This is a genomic window from Trichocoleus sp. FACHB-6, from assembly GCF_014695815.1.
Classification (GTDB): domain Bacteria; phylum Cyanobacteriota; class Cyanobacteriia; order Cyanobacteriales; family FACHB-T130; genus Funiculus; species Funiculus sociatus.
In genome coordinates, this window is sequence record NZ_JACJOY010000113.1 from 1 (window position 1) to 17,502 (window position 17,502).

Annotated in this window: 19 protein-coding genes and 2 pseudogenes; 13 read left to right on the forward strand and 8 right to left on the reverse strand. The window is 45.2% G+C overall.

The features are described 5' to 3' along the window. Positions 1–89: pseudogene (locus tag H6F66_RS22740) on the forward strand (IS1 family transposase); the annotation flags it as partial. 9 nt (positions 90–98) lie between these two features. Here H6F66_RS22740 and H6F66_RS22745 read toward each other — a convergent pair. Beyond that, complete coding sequence (locus H6F66_RS22745; protein ID WP_199313346.1) at positions 99–2,015, reverse strand: DUF4157 domain-containing protein; 1,917 nt, start codon at positions 2,013–2,015, stop codon at positions 99–101. Between the two features lie 19 nt (positions 2,016–2,034). Here H6F66_RS22745 and H6F66_RS22750 point away from each other — a divergent pair, with 19 nt between their 5' ends. Further along, a complete protein-coding gene (locus tag H6F66_RS22750) occupies positions 2,035–2,262 on the forward strand; it encodes a hypothetical protein (RefSeq protein WP_190425863.1) in 228 nt (75 codons plus the stop codon). Positions 2,263–2,405: 143 nt separating this feature from the next. On the opposite strand, the gene H6F66_RS22755 is transcribed toward H6F66_RS22750, so the two are convergent. Together H6F66_RS22755 and H6F66_RS22760 are read right to left on the reverse strand one after the other, a co-directional pair. Then, positions 2,406–3,131, reverse strand: a complete 726-nt coding sequence (locus tag H6F66_RS22755) for a Uma2 family endonuclease (RefSeq protein WP_190425865.1) — start codon at positions 3,129–3,131, stop codon at positions 2,406–2,408. A 571-nt stretch (positions 3,132–3,702) separates the two neighbouring features. Further along, complete coding sequence (locus tag H6F66_RS22760; RefSeq protein ID WP_190425867.1) at positions 3,703–5,613, reverse strand: S9 family peptidase; 1,911 nt, start codon at positions 5,611–5,613, stop codon at positions 3,703–3,705. On the opposite strand from H6F66_RS22760, the gene H6F66_RS22765 reads away from it, so the two are divergent. Further along, positions 5,603–5,836, forward strand: coding sequence for a hypothetical protein (locus H6F66_RS22765; protein ID WP_190425869.1), 234 nt, complete (start codon positions 5,603–5,605; stop codon positions 5,834–5,836). The genes H6F66_RS22760 and H6F66_RS22765 overlap by 11 nt on opposite strands. An 8-nt stretch (positions 5,837–5,844) precedes the next feature. On the opposite strand, the gene H6F66_RS22770 is transcribed toward H6F66_RS22765, so the two are convergent. Both H6F66_RS22770 and H6F66_RS22775 read right to left on the reverse strand, forming a co-directional pair. After that, on the reverse strand, positions 5,845–6,174 hold the full coding sequence (locus tag H6F66_RS22770; protein ID WP_199295055.1) for a hypothetical protein: 330 nt from the start codon (positions 6,172–6,174) through the stop codon (positions 5,845–5,847). Between the two features lie 126 nt (positions 6,175–6,300). Beyond that, positions 6,301–6,603: an AbrB/MazE/SpoVT family DNA-binding domain-containing protein gene (locus tag H6F66_RS22775; RefSeq protein WP_199295057.1), complete on the reverse strand. Its 303-nt coding sequence runs from the start codon at positions 6,601–6,603 to the stop codon at positions 6,301–6,303. Here H6F66_RS22775 and H6F66_RS22780 point away from each other — a divergent pair. From H6F66_RS22780 to H6F66_RS22795, 4 genes are read left to right on the forward strand one after another with little or no spacing between them, the layout of a single operon-like run. After that, positions 6,581–6,850 (forward strand): hypothetical protein, encoded by a 270-nt coding sequence (locus tag H6F66_RS22780; protein ID WP_190425872.1) that lies wholly within the window; start codon positions 6,581–6,583, stop codon positions 6,848–6,850. The two genes, H6F66_RS22775 and H6F66_RS22780, sit on opposite strands and share 23 nt — an antisense overlap. A 56-nt stretch (positions 6,851–6,906) precedes the next feature. Further along, complete coding sequence (locus H6F66_RS22785) at positions 6,907–7,137, forward strand: CopG family transcriptional regulator (RefSeq protein ID WP_190425874.1); 231 nt, start codon at positions 6,907–6,909, stop codon at positions 7,135–7,137. Beyond that, the gene (locus H6F66_RS22790) at positions 7,124–7,483 is read left to right on the forward strand and encodes a type II toxin-antitoxin system PemK/MazF family toxin (RefSeq protein ID WP_190415303.1); all 360 of its coding nucleotides are present in this window, start codon (positions 7,124–7,126) and stop codon (positions 7,481–7,483) included. Before H6F66_RS22785 ends, H6F66_RS22790 begins: the two co-directional genes overlap by 14 nt. Positions 7,484–7,530: 47 nt before the next feature. After that, positions 7,531–8,037, forward strand: coding sequence for a hypothetical protein (locus H6F66_RS22795; protein ID WP_190425877.1), 507 nt, complete (start codon positions 7,531–7,533; stop codon positions 8,035–8,037). On the opposite strand, the gene H6F66_RS22800 is transcribed toward H6F66_RS22795, so the two are convergent. Beyond that, positions 7,965–11,372 (reverse strand): NB-ARC domain-containing protein, encoded by a 3,408-nt coding sequence (locus tag H6F66_RS22800; protein WP_190425879.1) that lies wholly within the window; start codon positions 11,370–11,372, stop codon positions 7,965–7,967. The two genes, H6F66_RS22795 and H6F66_RS22800, sit on opposite strands and share 73 nt — an antisense overlap. A gap of 190 nt (positions 11,373–11,562) precedes the next feature. Here H6F66_RS22800 and H6F66_RS22805 point away from each other — a divergent pair, with 190 nt between their 5' ends. From H6F66_RS22805 to H6F66_RS22820, 4 genes are all read left to right on the forward strand, one after another. Beyond that, positions 11,563–11,847 (forward strand): hypothetical protein, encoded by a 285-nt coding sequence (locus H6F66_RS22805; RefSeq protein ID WP_190425883.1) that lies wholly within the window; start codon positions 11,563–11,565, stop codon positions 11,845–11,847. Positions 11,848–11,866: 19 nt separating this feature from the next. After that, positions 11,867–12,013, forward strand: a complete 147-nt coding sequence (locus H6F66_RS22810) for a hypothetical protein (RefSeq protein WP_190425886.1) — start codon at positions 11,867–11,869, stop codon at positions 12,011–12,013. Positions 12,014–12,049: 36 nt separating this feature from the next. After that, positions 12,050–12,397 carry a 4a-hydroxytetrahydrobiopterin dehydratase gene (locus H6F66_RS22815; protein WP_190425889.1) on the forward strand — a complete coding sequence of 116 codons (348 nt, stop codon included), beginning with the start codon at positions 12,050–12,052 and terminating at the stop codon, positions 12,395–12,397. 185 nt (positions 12,398–12,582) lie between these two features. Beyond that, entirely contained in the window at positions 12,583–14,586 is a 2,004-nt protein-coding gene (locus H6F66_RS22820) for a PAS domain-containing protein (protein WP_190425892.1), read from the forward strand. Between the two features lie 182 nt (positions 14,587–14,768). Here H6F66_RS22820 and H6F66_RS22825 read toward each other — a convergent pair whose 3' ends face one another. Further along, entirely contained in the window at positions 14,769–15,128 is a 360-nt protein-coding gene (locus tag H6F66_RS22825; protein WP_190425895.1) for a hypothetical protein, read from the reverse strand. A gap of 91 nt (positions 15,129–15,219) precedes the next feature. After that, positions 15,220–15,450: pseudogene (locus H6F66_RS29520) on the reverse strand (cytochrome P450); the annotation flags it as partial. A gap of 484 nt (positions 15,451–15,934) precedes the next feature. Here H6F66_RS29520 and H6F66_RS22835 point away from each other — a divergent pair. Both H6F66_RS22835 and H6F66_RS22840 read left to right on the forward strand, forming a co-directional pair. Beyond that, positions 15,935–16,171: a hypothetical protein gene (locus H6F66_RS22835; protein ID WP_190425898.1), complete on the forward strand. Its 237-nt coding sequence runs from the start codon at positions 15,935–15,937 to the stop codon at positions 16,169–16,171. Positions 16,172–16,421: 250 nt separating this feature from the next. After that, positions 16,422–17,273, forward strand: coding sequence for a PEP-CTERM sorting domain-containing protein (locus H6F66_RS22840; RefSeq protein WP_190425901.1), 852 nt, complete (start codon positions 16,422–16,424; stop codon positions 17,271–17,273). The last annotated feature ends 229 nt before the right edge of the window (positions 17,274–17,502 follow it).

The window sequence follows — 17,502 nt, forward strand, 5'->3', positions numbered from 1 at the left end:
GCTATTCCAAATCCGAAGAAATGCTGAGACATTCAATCCGCTTGTTACTTCACTACTTGAGATTTTGGGATGTCCCAATTCCTGCTTGATTCCTCCCATTATTCAGCAACGCCCGACACAAGAACCGTTTGATATTTTGGATCGATTTCGCCAGAAGAGGCTTCTTTAGGAGGATTGTTTTGCCATTCATTCAGGCGCTGTAGTTCTTGGGCAAGAACGTGCATAACATTGCCTTTTTTAATCGGAGAAGCAACCCCTGGTACGTTCACTTCTGCTTCTTCCATTTCACGCTTTCTCCACCCATAGGTTCCTGTCAGCCGTGTTTTGTCTATCAAATTTTGCCAACTTCCGATTTGGGCTAATTCATCGGGTTTGGCATCACCGAGTAGTTGGTGTTCCCAAGAAGAGTGTTTTTGAATCACATCTGAGTTGACAGATTGCTGAACTGTTGGGGTATTTGCAGCAGAGGCAGGCTTAGTTTGCGCTAGTTTGTCTTTCTCTTCATGCTTTTGAACAATAGGTGTAATTGAGTTCCAAATTGGTTTAGTTTGAGTCAATTCCTCTTCTTCGTGGCGTTGAATAGACTCAGGCGGCTTGGGTTCTGGCATTTTCATCACTTCAGCCGCTACCCGATCCGCTTCCTGCTCGTATTGATCTCCCACAGCCCCGACAGTGAGCTTGGTTTGAATCGGCAAATTAGCGGTATTGCAACTAGAGCATTGGCACCCAGAACTATGAGAACCCGCCTCTACCTGACGCTGAATTGGAGCAACGTTATTACACGTAGAGCATTGACAACCTGTGCTACAAGTGGTTGTTTCTCCCTGACGCTGCACCAGACTGGTTAATTTAGAACCCAAGAAGTCCTGTGTACCGCCCGCCTGTTTGAAAGCGATTTGACGCTGGATTGTTGGGCTAATTGAAGTGCAAGACTGACATTGACAGTCGGCGCTTTGGCGTTGCAGTTTACTCCCGCCCGTCTGCTGAATTGTGTGGGTTAGTTCATGGGCTGTCAACTCTAAATGGCTGGGGGATTTGTCGGGCCCATAGAAAATATGGTTGCCGTTAGTAAAAGCTTGGGCGTGCAACTCCCGATTCATTTGCACTGCTGCATTGTCTGTATGCACTCGCACATGGGCAAAGCTATGACCAAAGCGGGGTTCCATGAACGAGCGCACTGCATCGGGTAACGGGCTACCGCCTCCCTTATGACTATTTATCCGGCTTTCCAGGTCGTTGCTGGCATCGAAGCTGCCACCTTTGCCAGATCGTTGCACATCCGGTTTCATCTGAAGTTCGTCTTCTTCATCAGATTGGCGTTGCACATCCGGTTTCATCTGAAGTTCGTCTTCTTCCTCAGAGTGACGTTGCACATCCGGTTTCATCTGAAGTTCCTCTTCCTCCTCAGATTGGCGTTGCACCTGAGGTTTCATCTGAAGTTCTTCTTCCTCAGAGTGGCGTTCTACATCCGGTTTCATCTGAAGTTCCTCTTCCTCAGAGTGGCGTTGCACCTGAGGTTTCATCTGAAGTTCTTCTTCCTCAGATTGGCGTTGCACCTGGGGTTTCATCTGAAGTTCGTCTTCTTCCTCAGATTGGCGTTGCACCTGGGGTTTCATCTGAAGTTCGTCTTCTTCCTCAGAGTGACGTTGCACATCCGGTTTCATCTGAAGTTCTTCTTCCTCAGAGTGACGTTGTACATCCGGTTTCATCTGAAGTTCTTCTTCCTCAGAGTGACGTTGCACATCCGGTTTCGTGCGACCAAAGGCAAATTTTGGTTGAATGACTGACGGTGTTGATTTGCCTGGAGCAGATATTGATATCTTGGCGAAGTCGAAGCCTATGGGTTTGTCTTGGCCAGTTTTGCTTTGAGAATCTAGTGTATTTTGCTCTGCGGGTGCTACTTCGACGGCTTTAGTCTGAACCGGAAAGGGACGCGGCGCGAACTGTCCTGTCGGTGCTGGCGTAGTGGAGGAATTTGCAGAAGCTTTTTTCTGGGTGTAGCGTTGGGTGTTCATAGCTGATTCCTCTATAAAAATGCCAGCACAGGGGAAAGCGCGATCGCGTGTTTGTTTGTTTATGCAATATTTTAACCTCAAGAATTTGGTAATAAATAAAACTTTAGATTTAATTGCGATCGCTCCTGAAAGTGTGAAATTCGCTTCTCCAATGCCTTACCCAGAAGTCTCTCTGGTAAGATTATGCGGCGACTGTTGCGAAATTTTTCCTCTGGTCAAGAAGTATCCGACGACACATCCACATTAGAGGAGCGCGGTGTGTCAGATAAACTCCGAGAAGAAGCGTAATTATTTTTTAACGCAGAGGTTCGCAGAGGATGGAATTATTCCCTGTGTACCTCTGTACCATCTTTGTGTCTGTGTAAGTTGACAAATTCACCACACCTCTAACTAGATAGGCAAATCACCAAAACGTTCCCGATAACGAGCAAGTAAAGCTTCTGCTTGTTCAGCGCGTTCTTCACCTGTCAGCAAGAAACTACCTTGTGCATCCCACCAGCGCAGCCAAGGCAAAGTTACATTCTGATACAACCCCTGCCAAATCCCTAACTCCACACCTAAAGAAGTGATGGGATAATGTCCCCTTTCATTAGGAGGCAAAAGTTCATAAGAGTCCCCCACGAGACGATATACCTCAATACTTGCCTTTGCTATCTCGTAAATTCCATAGTAAGGAACGCGAATCGCTTGCTCATAAACCCAGAATTTTCCAGTAATGGGGGTTTTATCCCGTTCTTCTTCCCCGTTACCAGATACAAACTCTAAAACTATTAAAGGCGCAACGATTTCTTTCCACATCACATAAGAACGCCGCATCTGACCATTGAGAGTTGGCGGTACATTTGGCACATAAAACCAATCAGGTGCTTCTGCACCATTTTCAGGTGGCGCGGTCAAGCGCCAATATATGCCAGAATCCTGACCAATACAATAATGTCCGTCAGGATGGCGCTGTTTGAGGACGGGTTGAATTGAGTCAGTTAGTAGTATGCTTTGGGGATGTTCTTGCAGATTTTTCACAAATTTACCATCTGAACCTGGCAATTGCGTGTGGTCGGGTAGGTTTAGATCCAGGTCTTCCAGATCCAGGTTTTGTGGGGTAATTGCAGAATCCATAAGGAACACCCGCTTTCTTCAGACTAAACTTATTGTATATCCACTGTTGATATGGTGGAAAAAGAAGCGATGTTGCACCTTGCGGCTATCGCTTTCTCCTCTGATAAATCGAAGGTTAAAGAATTGATCCAGAACTGTTTTAGCAGAATATAACTAATAACTTCGCGTAACGAAAATGTGAACCTCTGCGTACCTTAGGCTTAAAAATTATTTACCCTTTTGCCTTTTTAAAATGCCCAGTTCATGCCAAAATATTTTTTTGGCGTTGTGGGAGATGTTCACGTGATATGTATACGATGCTGGGACTGTAAAAAAGTTAGGAATCTAGCTTTCAGAAAAAGTTAGCTTTTGTTTTGCAAGTGGGGGATTTTGAGCCACATTGGGATGAAGTAGATTTAGCTACAATGGATGCCTCGAATAAATATAGAAAGGGGCGAATGTACAACAGTGAAAAGACGTTTTGGCAGTCTTTCAAGTTATGCCAGAGGGGAGAATTATCGAAGTTTAAACGAAAAGGTTCGCTAAGTAACCCTCTGCGAACCTTTTCGTTTACCTTAGCGAACCTTTTCGTTTAATTTTGACTTGGATTTAGCACACCTGAATGACCGGGAATGTCTCCCAAGGGTTCGCAACGACCGCCTAAGTATTTGGCTAAGAATTCCTCAGCGATCGCATAAAAATGTAACCGATTTTCTGGACGGGCAAAACCGTGTCCTTCGTCGGGATAGAGGGCGTATTCTACTGGTTTACCAGCTTGTTGCATCGCTTTGACAATTTGTTCGCTTTCTGCTTCTTTAACTCGCGGATCGTTAGCACCTTGTCCAATTAGTAAAGGCTTCTCGATGCGGTCAACGAAAAATAAAGGCGATCGCGTCTTCAGAAACTCCTCTTCTGTCTCTAAGTTACCCACGCGATGGTAGAAATTCGCCTTCAGGGGTTCCCAGTAAGGCGGGATACTTTGCATCAGCGTAATTAGGTTACTCGGCCCAACAATATCCACACCGCAGGCAAATACATACGGCGTGAAAGTCAATCCTACCAGCGTTGCGTAACCGCCGTAGGAACCGCCCATAATGGCAACCTTTTGGGGGTCAGAGATGCCTTGTTGCACCAGCCAGTTAACGGCATCAATCAAGTCATCGTGCATTTTACCAGCCCATTCGCGATTACCAGCATTGACAAAAGCTTTGCCGTAGCCAGTCGAACCGCGAAAGTTGACTTGCAGCACCGCATAACCCCGGTTAGCCAACCATTGCGCTTGCGGATCGTAACCCCAAGTATCCCGCGCCCAAGGGCCACCGTGGACAAGCAACACTGTTGGTAAGTTTTGGGCAGATATCCCCACAGGTGTCGTCAGGTAGCTGTGGATAGTCAAGCCGTCTCGCGCCTCGAAGGAGACAGGTTGCATTGATGCAAGTTGCAACCCTTCGAGTTTGGGTTTGTTGCTGAATAGGAATGTGCTGGTTTTGGTTTCGCGGTTATAGACGTAGTAGTAGACAGGGCCATCGTCGGTGAGATAAGCGACTAGCCAGTTTTTGTCTGCAAGGTCGCGGGAGGAAATGCTGAACTCACCTGGACGCACTTGCGCGATCGCTTTAAAATCAGCAGCGATGCTTTCGTCAAGCACTCGCCACTCTTGTTTATCTTTATAGAAGGAAACTGCCTGAATAACTCGCGTAGTTGGGTGTATAACTATCCCGCCAACATCGTATTCAGAATCTTCCGCAATCACCTTTTCTTCGCGGGTAGCCAAATCCAAGGCAAGCAAACGCGCAGCATTGGCATCGTGACTGCCTTCAATATAAAGGGTTTTGTTATCAGCAGAAAAGCTGACTGCGCCGCCCTCATCATCTGGCCCCCAGTGACGCAGAGTGTCCCAGCTGCCTTGTGTGGTTTCCCGGAATAACAGGTCAGAACCACCATCGGGAGTTGCTGCTGTAGCTGCACGGATCTGGAAGTCAGCGTCAGCCGTCCAGCTGACTATGTTACCAGGGTTCTCCGAATCCAACTCAACTGCACCATTGTTCAGATTGACGCGATAAACGTCAAACTTTTGGGGGTCTTTCAGGTTCATCCCCACCAAAATCTGATCTGGGAAGTTGTGGTCAAAATCCACAGGTTGCGCTTTCACGCCTTGAAATGGCGTTAGGTCGCGGACAATATTGGAGTGAATATTCACCAAGTAGAGGTGGAAGTTTTCGTCGCCGTCCGAGTCTTGCATATAAATCAGCTGGTCGGCGTTGTAAGTCCAGAAGAAGATGCGGATACCGCGCTTTTTGTCAGCTGTCAGCTGGCGATCGCCTTCTTCTCCAATTGTCCGCAGCCATACCTGTAAGACATTCTGAGTGTCCGGAGCAATGTATGCTAGATATTTGCCATCCGGTGAGAGTCGCGGACTGGTTCTTTCTGGGTTGCCAAAAAGAATCTCGCGGGGAATTAATGGCGGCAGTTGCGTAGCTAGTTCTTCAACTGTGGATTGCATTATTACCTCATATACTCGTGCCTACTATTACTTTGCTCATAGAATTAGCGATTCACCTAGTCCGGTTAACCGACCATCGGCGATCGCTACCTTACCAATTACCTTTGATGATGCGATCGCGCTTTGGTATTGGGGAGGATGCGATCGCGCTTTGTATTGGGAAGGATGCGATCGCGCTTCGGGTTTTGGGAAGAATGCGATCGCGTCCTTTCACCCAGTTTAATAGAGAGTCTACTGCAAACCCCTTTCTACAATTGCGCGAATTTCTCGGATGAAATCGGCGGGAGTCTGAATAATCAGCCCACTCTGTCCAGCGACTTCCTGGGTAAAATCTTTGGTGTTTAAACTTAACAGACGATCGACATTTGCCAGTACAGCAGCAGCCAAAATTGGAGCATCTTTTGCTTCGATGATAGCTGTCCATCGAGCCGATTCTTCTGACGGTGGGTTAGGTCGAATTTCAGGATCGATAGCACTCAGAAGTTGTGCAAAAATTGGCTGAGCGGTGGGTAATTTTTTGCGGAGGTTGCGATAGCGAAGCGCTGACTTGTCAGTTCGCACTCATCTAATACTTGCTGGGAGATGACCAGCTTAAATAATCCTATTTCAGCCATTGTTAGCACAGCACGGCTGGCTCCAGTGCGAGACCCTGCTCCAGCAATTAAAATACTTGAGTCAGCAAAGACTCTACGCATCTTGTTGCTCTTGCCAGATTGCTTCGCGTTCTGCTTGTAATCCTTCTAGCAATTCAGCCAAGCCTACGCCTTCATCTTCCATGATGGCTGTGATTTTATCGGCTAGTTGGGGAACTTGGGGCTGTTTGGGGGTAAGCAAGACTATATCGCCTACTTGCAGCAGCGTCAGCATATCTCCTTCCCTTAAGTTGAGGTGATCTTGCAGCAGCTGGGGAACGGTAATTTCCCCTCCTTCCCGCAGATGAATCGGAAATTCTCTGATCTCAACGTCCGTGTCTTGTGAACTTGGTGTCACGGTTTTAACCTGTAAGGGTTATCAGATTTTCTCATTTTACAAGAGCTGGCTAGAGGAAGATGCGATCGCGCTTTGTATTGGGAAGGATGCGATCGCGCTTGTTGTGGAAGTGGAGAATGCGATCACGCTTGTTGTGTTGGGGAGGATGCGATCGCGCTTTAGTATTGGGGAGGATGCGATCGCGCTTTGTGCTGGAGAAGATGCGCTTTACTTGGTTTGTTCTGTTCGGTTCACACGCGGTACCTGAGATGAACGAGGACAATTTTAAGTATGATGAAATTACCATACCCAAAACTCATACTTATGCAGAAAGTCACAATCTCTTTAGAAGATGACATCCTGCGATTTGTAGATCGGCAGGCAAAAGGCAACCGCAGCGCCTATATTAACGATTTGCTGGCAGAACACCGCCGCCGGATTCTCGAGGCACAAATGATTACCGCCCTCCAACAGGATGCTAAAGATCCAGAGTACCAAGCTGCAATTTCAGCTTGGGATAGTGTAGCTGGGGATGGCATTAATGCCAGCGAGTAATTTAACTTATCGGCGGGGAGAAATCCGTTGGGTAACACTCGATCCAACCGTAGGGGCTGAAGCACAAAAAACCCGCGCTTGCTTGATTGTGCAAAATGACATCATGAACCAGTATGGACTTCTAACAATTGTGATGCCGTTTCGACCGGGAAATAAAGAAGCCCCCTACGTTGTGAATGTCAAAGCAACATCCTCTAATGGATTAGACCAAGACCGTTTTATTGATGTCGGGCAAATTCGTGCTGTCGATCATCGTCGCGTTTTGGGTTTGGTAGGTGTGCTAGAGGAAGAATACTGGGAACAGATTCGCTTTAGCTTAAATGTTGTTTTGGGGTTTGCGATCTAAAAGTGTCAAAGAATTAGAATCAAACGATCGCGCTTTGTATTGGGAGAATGCGATTGCACTTTAGTATTGGGGAGAATGCGATCACGCTTTGGTATTGGGGAGGATGCGATCGCGCTTTAGTATTGGGGAGAATGCGATCGCGCTTTGTATTGGGAAGGATGCGATCGCGCTTGTTGTGGAAGTGGAGAATGCGATCGCGCTTTGGTATTAGGAAGAATGCGATCACGCTTTGGTATTGGGGAGGATGCGATCGCGCTTGTTGTGGAAGTGGAGAATGCGATCGCGCTTGTTGTGGAAGTGGAGAATGCGCTCGCGCTTTGGTATTAGGAAGAATACGATCGCGCTTTGGTATTGGGGAGGGTGCGATCGCGCTTGTTGTGGAAGTGGAGAATGCGATCGCTCTTTGGTTGTGGTGGGACGAGGATGCGATCGCGCTTTATGTTGGGGAAGATGCGATTTTAACTTTCCATAATTTACTGCATCATACTCCTTCTAAGCGTAGGAAATGTACCCACCCTGACCAATCACCTGCAACAATGGTTAATCCATCTTGAGAAATAGCACAAGAAAGTAAGAAACTATCACCAATAAACTTGGCAATCGCCTTTCCGCTCTCTATGTCCCACACTATTAGACTACAGTCGTCTGCAACCGAAACAGCACGCTGCCCATTTTGTGTTGCTGCCACTGCATAAATATATTCTGTGTGACCCTTTAGCAGTATTTCTGTCCCCTTTTGCAAGTCGAATACTACTATTGTTTTATTGTCTGAAGCAAGAGCAATATAATGGAAACTCTCTGTTAAAATTGGCTCAACGTCCTCATACCCAGGTATAGAAAGGCTAATTCCTTTATCAGTATTTTTTTTACTTAAAACGTTAAGCTCTGCTCCACTTGCTAAATCCCATGATTTGAGCATAATACCTGATGCGTATTGTGACATAGAGATGGCACAACGACCATCTAACGATAGTTTTATAGCATCCACCGAACTTCCATTATGAGAAGAAGAAAATTTCTTTTTACTCTTTAAATCCCATACTTGTATTTCTCTTTCAGAACCAGAAATAGCATATTTTCCATCTGGAGTAACCGTAACTACTCTAATAAAATCATTACTACCTTGTAAAGTGTGAAATTCTTTATTATTTACTAAGTCCCAGACTTTTAAAGTATAGTTATTAGAATTAAAAATAAGATAACATCCATCAAGAGTAACTGTCACTGCTTCAACGCCACCGATATAATCGACACCACTCTCAATGGTATATAATTCCTTCTTATTTTTTAAGTCCCATATTTTGATAGTTCCATCCCTACAGCCAGAAATAGCATAGATCCCATCTGGAGTAACGGTTACAGATTCAATGCTATCTCTATGACCCTCAAATGTATGTACTTCCTTCTTGTTCTCTAAATCCCAAAGTTTGAGAGTTTTATCCCTGGAACCAGAAATAGCGTAATGTCCATCTGAAGTGACAGTTACGGCTGTAACACCATCCTTATGTCCCTCAAATGTATGTAGTTCTTTCTTGGTTTCTAAGCACCAAATTTTGAGCTTTTTATCCCAAGAACCAGAAATCGTATATTTTCCCTCTGGTGTAACTGCTACTGTGCTAACTATATCTGTGTGACCGCTCAAGGTAAATTGTTCTAATCCGCTATCAATCTCCCACACTACAAGGTTGCCATTACGTAAGCCAGTGATAGCGCATCGACCATCTTGAGTAGTTGCAAGTGAAAAAATATCTAATTCATTAAGAGAAGAGATTTCCTCAGATGATGTAGTAGTAGCAATATCATTATGGATAGTAACAGTGATTGGTTCGGCAAATGTTCGTAAATTAAGTATTTTTAAGGTTTTGTTATTTGAGATAAAAATAATATTTTGACTACCAGGTACCACTGCTAATAACGGTATTGCACTATTTTTTATACTATATATCAACGAACCGCCTGGTGAAAGCATACTAGAGGTAAAAGGACGCAACCAAGGTTCAGATCTTTCCTGCTTTATCAACTCTAAAAAAGATTGAATATCCGGAGACTCAATCGATAATAAACGACCAGTCAGTTGGCTTGCTAGTTGTGATTTATCTTGCACAATAATGTGAGACGCTAACTTAATTGCCCCCTGCACAAGACGTAAGCTTGCATCATCTGGCAGTAAATCAAAATCAGCAATCAAAGAGTAGACATCGGTAGCTTCCAGCTTTGCTTGTAGCCATTTGAAATCAAGTAAAAGCTTTCGCAATTCCTCTTTTCGTTCAGCTTTAGTCATGTGATATGCCAAATATTCAAAAAAATAGCCATCGTTTGAGCCAGTATGCCAGCCATTCGAGCAATGCGCGGCGTAAGCGCTCAAAAATCGGTTGTGCAACGCAGACAAATCGCTAGTTTGCTTTCGCACATAGTCAAACTGAAGGTCATGCAAGCTCAATTTTCCTTTGTCATCCCGGCTAGCTAGCGATCGCTCCACCAGCAAATCCAACACGTCTTGGGTGTCATACTCATCTAGCCCTTCCGGTTCCCAAAATGTCTGTAACACAGCTTCAGGAATTGGCGTATCTTCTGGGAAGACAGCAAAATCCAGATAGCGCTTTTGGGTATCTGGCTCTAATGCCTCCACACTAACCTGAATCGCTTTCAGCAGGTCTGGATAGGGATAATCAGGAAATTGATGCCGGATTTTTTCCAGGTCAGCGTTGCGGAGCTTATGCAGCACATTACCCCAACGGTTCGGCTTAGCCCGTACCATTGCACCAATCATCGCCAACGCCAACGGCAAGTTACCGCATTCTTTGGCCACATCATGCGCCTCGGCAGGTAGCGGCTCTTCTTCCTGTTTTGCCCACTGTGTCAGCAGTGTCAGCGACTGCTCATCGCTTAGTACATCCATCTGATACTCAACCGCCTCCATTTGTTCAACCAGCTTTCTGTCGCGTGTTGTGAGTAACATCTTGCAACGCTGCCCCAATATGTCAAACGCAGCCGCGTGTTTTGCGTGCCACACATCATCTAGAATCACCAAACAAGCCTTATCTCGCATCAGTTCACTCAAATAGGCTTTGCCCACTTGAACATCAGCGAAAGTGCGCTGACCAGCTTCCAGTAGCTCAGCTAGATAGGATTGCCATGCAGTTAGTGTCGGTGTTTGACCAAGCGTTAGCCACACAATACCATCAGGAAAAACACTCCGTACTTCCTCATCCTGCGCTACAACTGCGGCTATCACCGACTTACCAATTCCGCCCATTCCTTGCACCCCGATCAGGTGGGTAGTTCCAGTCATTACCACTGGCTGAGTTGCATCAGACAGCACTTTCGCTTTGAGTTCCTGAAGTTCCACCGGACGCGGCAAAAAGTTTAGCGGTAAGTCTGGCACATTGCTCAGTTTTCCTATGAAAGCAGAGGGTGTCGGCTTGACGCTTGTTGACCCAGCCTTATCAACCTTGGATTTTTCAGCATTCCAACCAGTACAGGCATCATCAAACCGCTTTAAAATTTCATTTTTGTTTTCGTACTTTAAAATTAACTCCCGCTCGGTCAATCCCTGTTTACTTAACGGCTCTATAATCTCAAACTTCTTCAGGCAGTTAATTGCTTCTTCCACTTGGTTCTTAGTAAATGCCTGTTTGTCGATTATTATGGGCAGTCTTTCTAGTGAGTAAAGCGTAGCTTTGATTACTCTTCCCCCTCCATTATTTCGTTCGGAGACATGGAAGGTCAATTTTTGCTCTGTTCTATACCCGCGTCGTGATTTCTGGCTACTTTCCAGATCGGCTTTCAATATTTGCTTGAAGCGATCACTATCTCTATCTGCATCGTAGTTAAGCAATGCTTCAAGCAAGAGCCTCGCACGGTTCTGGATTGTTTTACCAAAAGACATCTGCTGCAATCGTTAGTTTTGTAAATTTTTGTTTAACACTTCGGCTGATAGCTGAAGTAATCGACTACCCCGAAGTGAACGAAACCCAGTCTAGTCGCTATTTTAACAACCATTGCTTATACCGCCTTGCTTTTATCTAGGGATGAGGTTTTCCAATTGGAACCGTAGAGTTCATTGAGCGATTTAACTTATGAATTTTTTCCCAAATTCAAACCCTACCCAAACCCAATTCCTTACTCCTACTGAGATTGGACAAGAATTAGGAAAACTGACAGGCAAGCCAATGAGTCCAAATAAAGTCAACAAACTACTTGAAGCCTTAAATTTGCAGCGGAAGGTTGGAAACAAATGGGAACCCAGCAAGTTAGGCAGAGGATTATGCACGATGCTGCCCTATATTGGCAAAAACAACCATGCTGGCTATCAAGTGAAGTGGAGTACCGATGTGATCGTTCTGCTCAAAGACCAGATTTAGTTGGGATACTTAACAAGGATTGGCGCACCAAAGTCTGAAGGTTGATTTGTCGGACTGGTCAGAGTTGCGATCGCTTCCTCATGCAACCCCAAATAGCGATCGCCCTCACCCTTCCCATCCCGGCAAAATCCGCTTTAGGGACGATGTGCTAAAAAGCTCACTTTAGTAAATTTGAGCAATTTACTGTCACAAGCAGGGAAGTATGGCAAATCTGACACAACAAAAGTGCAGCGCTTGCAATAAGGATGCACCTCGCGTTACCGATGAGGAAATCGCAGAACTCAAGCCGCAGGTTCCAGACTGGAACATTGTAGAAGTCGATGGCATACCAAGGCTGGAGCGCACTTATGAGTTTCCAGATTTTCAGACAGCACTAGCGTTGACAAATAAAGTGGGCGAAGCAGCGGAAGAAGAAGGACATCATCCCGCATTGCTTACGGAGTGGGGCAAGGTGACGGTGAGTTGGTGGACTCACGCTATTTGTGGGCTGCACCGCAACGATTTTATTATGGCGGCAAAAACGGACGGAATTGCCGCCGAATTTACTTAAAAGAAATAGTTGCTTACCTCCCCCTTCCCGAAGCGGGAAGGAGGCAGGAAGTAGATTTTTTCTGAGGTTTATCTAGTATTCACATAAGTAATAAAAGGGTTTTGTCACTGAATTTTTTTTGTGATGAATCCTCGTTTTGCGAAGCATCAGTATCACCTAGTCATATTAAAAACAAGACTTAAGCAATGAGTGAAACCCAGTTACAAACGGCACCAAGTACAGCAGAAACGCAATTGACTCGCTTTGTTGAGCTGGTGCAGGGAATTGATGCCATTGTCTGGGAAATGGACGCGGTAACGTGGAGGTTTACTTTTGTCAGCGATCGCGCTATTGATATCCTCGGCTATCCTGTCAGTCAGTGGTTAAATGAGCCGAACTTCTGGCAGGATCGAATTCTCCATCCAGAGGATCGCAACTGGTGCGTAAACTTCTGTGCGATCGCGATTAACGAGGGGCGAGAAGGCGAATTTCAGTATCGGGCGATCGCATCTGATGGTCGCATCGTATTCATCAAAGATGTAGTGCGCGTCGTTAAAGATGAATGCGATCGCCCCAAGCTGTTGCGCGGCTTAATGGTGGACATTACCAATTGTAAAGACTCAATATATGGGGTTTCTACGGAAAAATCTTGGCAACTGTCCTGCGAACGAGCAGCAGGTATGGAGGTGGAAACGGTGCAGTCAGCACTCCGCAAAAGCGAACAGCGCTACCGTTCCCTAATTGAAGCTACTGCTCAGATTATCTGGGACACCAAAGCTGAGGGGGAACTTGTCACTCCTCAGCCTGGATGGAGTGCGTTCACAGGACAAAGCTATGAGGAGTATAAAGGCTGGGGGTGGCTCAATGCTATTCATCCAGACGACCAAGCTCACACAGCGCAGGCGTGGGAAACTGCCCTTGCTAACCGAACTCTTTACCAAGTTGAGCATCGTCTACGGCGAAAGGATGGGGAATATAGATATATGAGTGTTCGGGGGGTGCCAGTACTGGAAGCAGATGGCAGCATTCGGGAATGGGTGGGAGTACACACGGATATTACCAAGCGCAAACAAGTAGAGGAGGCACGCGATCGCGCTTTAGCCGAAGCCCAAGCGGCGCGTGCCGAACTACAGGGGGTTTTCATGCAGGCACCAGCGGCAATTGCCATCACCCGTGGCTCGAACCATGTCACCGAAACAGCTAACCCACTATATATGCAGATTGTTGACCAGCGGGATATCCTCGGTAAACCCGCACGGGAGGCGTTCTGGGATTTGCAAGGGCAAGGCTTTTTCGAGTTGTTAGACCGGGTTTATACCAGTGGCGAACCTTTTGTCGGCAAAGAGATGCAGGCGATGTTCGATCGCAACAATGATGGCATTTTGGAGGAGAGTTTCTGGAATTTCGTCTACCAACCGTTACTAGATGTAGATGGCAAAGTTTATGGGATAATGACGCACGCGGTAGAGGTGACACAACAGGTGCGATCGCGTCAGGAACAGGAGAAAAAAGCCGAAGCACTCACCCAACTTACCGAAGCGTTAGAACGCAGTAATCGCGAGTTAGACCAATTTGCCTATATTGCATCCCATGATTTGAAAGCACCTCTGCGAGCGATCGCTAATCTTTCGGAATGGATCGAGGAAGACGTTGCAGATCAACTCAGTGATGAATCCCGCCAGCATATGAACTTGCTGCGCGGACGGGTACACCGCATGGAAGCCCTGATTGACGGCATTCTGCAATATTCTCGCGCAGGTCGCGTGCAAACACCAATCGAGACGGTGAATGTCTCCACCTTACTAGATGAAGTAATCGAACTGCTCGACCCTCCCGCCGAAGTTTCAATTATTGTACAGTCAGATATGCCGACGCTAAAAACTCAGCGGGTGCCGTTGCAACAGATTTTTATGAACTTGATCAACAATGCTATCAAGTATTCCCAGCGTCCTGATGTGCGTATCGATGTAGGTTTTCGGATGGGAAAATCCTACGAGTTCTCAGTAACTGACAACGGCCAAGGAATTGCAGCAGAGTACCATCAGAAAATCTGGGGCATTTTCCAGAGGCTGGAGTCTAGGGACAAAGTTGAAGGAACTGGTATCGGTCTTTCAGTGGTTAAGAAAATCGTCGAGAGCCGGGGAGGACGAGTGTGGGTTGAGTCTGAACCGGCCGCAGGAGCAACGTTTCGCTTCACTTGGAATAATTGAGGCGCTGGAGAAAATTTTTCAACTAAGTAGATGGATCTAATTATTTGTAGGATGGGTAGAGCGTAAGCGAAACCCATTAAACCCATGTCAATGTTGGGTGAGGTTCCTCAACCATTCCCTAAATCAGATGTTTAGTTTAATTATGTTTACCTACTTAACAACTGAGAACTAACTGTTAGATGCTACTCTGATTTGTGCAAAAATTTCTTGGTTTTTTCCACGTGTTCCTCTACTACCTTTAGGTACGCCTTGGTTGCTTGGGAGTGATACTCTACAGCTTTCGCGTGTTCGTCTGCGGACTTCACGAATTCCTCTGTTGAATTAGCATCACGCTTTTGTGCAGCCAAGGCGTACTTTTGTGCAGCCAAGGCGTGCTGCTGTGTGGCTCGACCGTACTCTTCTATTAACTCGCCATGCTCTTCTAAACTCTTTCCAAACCTTTTTATAGACTGACCGCACTCCTCTATTGACTTCCCATGTTTCTCTGAGATTTCGCCGTGCTTTTGTGCAGCGATCGCATTTTCCTCTGATATCTGGTGCATAACTTTCTCAGCGTCAATATAGTTTTATACAATACGATTACTAACTCTAATACTTGTCTTTTTTCATCATCATCTGCCTTAGTGTAGGTGTTTATCTTTTTTTTAACGCAACTTTAATCCCATATTCTGGGCCCAAAGTGATGGAAGGTTGCGGGACAATCGGGAAATCTGATACCATCAATTGAAACTTCTGGGCAATAGTTGCCAATAATAAAACCGCTTCCATCTGTGCAAAACCTTTGCCAATACAAATGCGCGGCCCATCTGCAAAAGGACAATGAACGCCTCTAGAAAGCCGTTTTTCTAAGTCATTTCCCCAGCGTTGAAGTTTAAATTACTCTGCATCTTCAAAATATTTCAGATTGCGTTGCATCGCCCACTGGGTCATTAGAATCGAGCATCCCGCCGGCACCTGATAGCTTCCAATATAATAAAATTTTTTATTTATTTATTTATTAATATTTTTTTGATTAATATAGCAATTCAAGGGTTGAGTGCAATACATCTGTAGGGTCATGGTAATGCCCACTGGTGTCAACTTAAGCGAGATAAAAAACAGTCGCATAAAGTAGAAGAAAGCCCCGCTCAACTTAAGTAGGTTTGACAATTAATGAGTAAAAAACCTACTGGCGAACCCAGCAATCCAGACCTGAGACGACAGACACAAGTACCATGCCCTCCAATCGAGCTTTCTTGAGCAACAGCTATACTCACTGCTAAGTCCACAAAGTTTTAAGCCCCTGCGCCTTGCCAAAGGAAAAGATAATCAGCGATTGCGAGAGCGTATTTTAACACTACCAGTGATCATGGCAGTGGTCTTAAGCTTGGTATCCGCCTGTATAGCAAGCTTAAGAGAAGTCTTACGGGTACTGGCGCTAGAAGGATTACTGTGGGTAGAAGCGTTGCCTGTGAGCGTCCAAGCTAGAATGGCAATCTTCTCATTTTGTCCAGCATCCAGTGACGGTTCCTACTTCACACAATCTTTAAAAAAAAATATCTTTAATTACGTTAGCTTTACATCAAATTTATCAGTATGGCATTAGTATAATTACGGAGACAGTTCGCAGCTACTTTTTCTGGCTTTATTGCAGTAGGAATTTTTATTGTCGAGATTTTTAGCCTAACATCTTTGGTTTGGGAATCCCATCCATTTGACGATAAGACTATTTCTCTTAAAAGCGAACAGCCCTATATTTCTAATGCTGTTTTTAATACACGGCTAGGGCAGTAAATTTCGGCAAATCAGAAAAATTTACTTTCTGAAATCTATTGAAATACGGAGGAAAAGATTTAATGGCGCTAAAATACAAGCTGGGCGTAGGCTTATTTCTATTCGTTACACCGTTAGTAACTAGCTCTCTGGTTGTTGCTTCACCCAGTTTGGCTGCTACTCTAGCCAAGTCTGAAGCAACATTCAAAGTTAATAACTTTAGTCACAATCCTTTAGGGGTTGAGACTTTCACCGATACTTTGACTGATACAATTGCAACGAACGGTCAAGTTACTACTAACGCTAACGCTAATGCCTCTTTTACAGCCGATCCCTTGAACCCGCCGACATTCGCCGAAAACTCCTCTGTAAGTACAGCGAACGGCGCAGGTAAAAATTACTTCGGTTTAGCCCAAAGCATTGCTGCCATTATCGGTTACGATTTTCTCGTGGGAGATCAGGAAAGGTTTTCTTTTGATTTCTTAGCTGATTTAAATCTAAAAACTTCCATTGAAAATTCCCAATTTGAACGCGCTAGTGCTGCTGGAGAGATATCTTTTCAGTTGTATAACACTAACGAGCGTGACAACTGGATTCTCTTAGATTTCTTTAGTATATCCGGAAAATTAAAGACTCCAGGTGGCGGTGATTCCTTTATAGCTAATAAGAGTAACAGCATTACCACTTCTAAACCCTTGAAGGATTTTCTTAAGAAGTCTTATGCAGGGAGCGAAGAATCTGCTACAGCCTCGGTTACAGGTAAGTATTCGCGTACTTTCGATAGTTTAACTTATCTAACTTTAGTAGAAATTAAAAGGAATCAAGCAGTCGTTAAAACTCCTGAGTCTTCCGGAACTTTTGCTTTACTTATCTTTTGCTTAATAGGTGTTGGATATAGAGCTAGAAATAAAGTCTTAGCATCGAATTTGAGGTAAAGTACAGCAACTATAGAGATTTCAGCCTATCGAAATTTTACTAATTGCATCCCAATTTCATAGTTGGTAAGGTACAGCGACTTGCCTGGTGAGGTATTGTATTACTTGGTACTAAGTAACGTGAGTTCGGGATAAGGAGGGGTGGAACAGATAAAGTTGAAAGTGCCTAATTCTCAACGCATCTGACCACCCTATGCTTAGTCTAGAAGCCTTGTTTTGCCATGTCGAT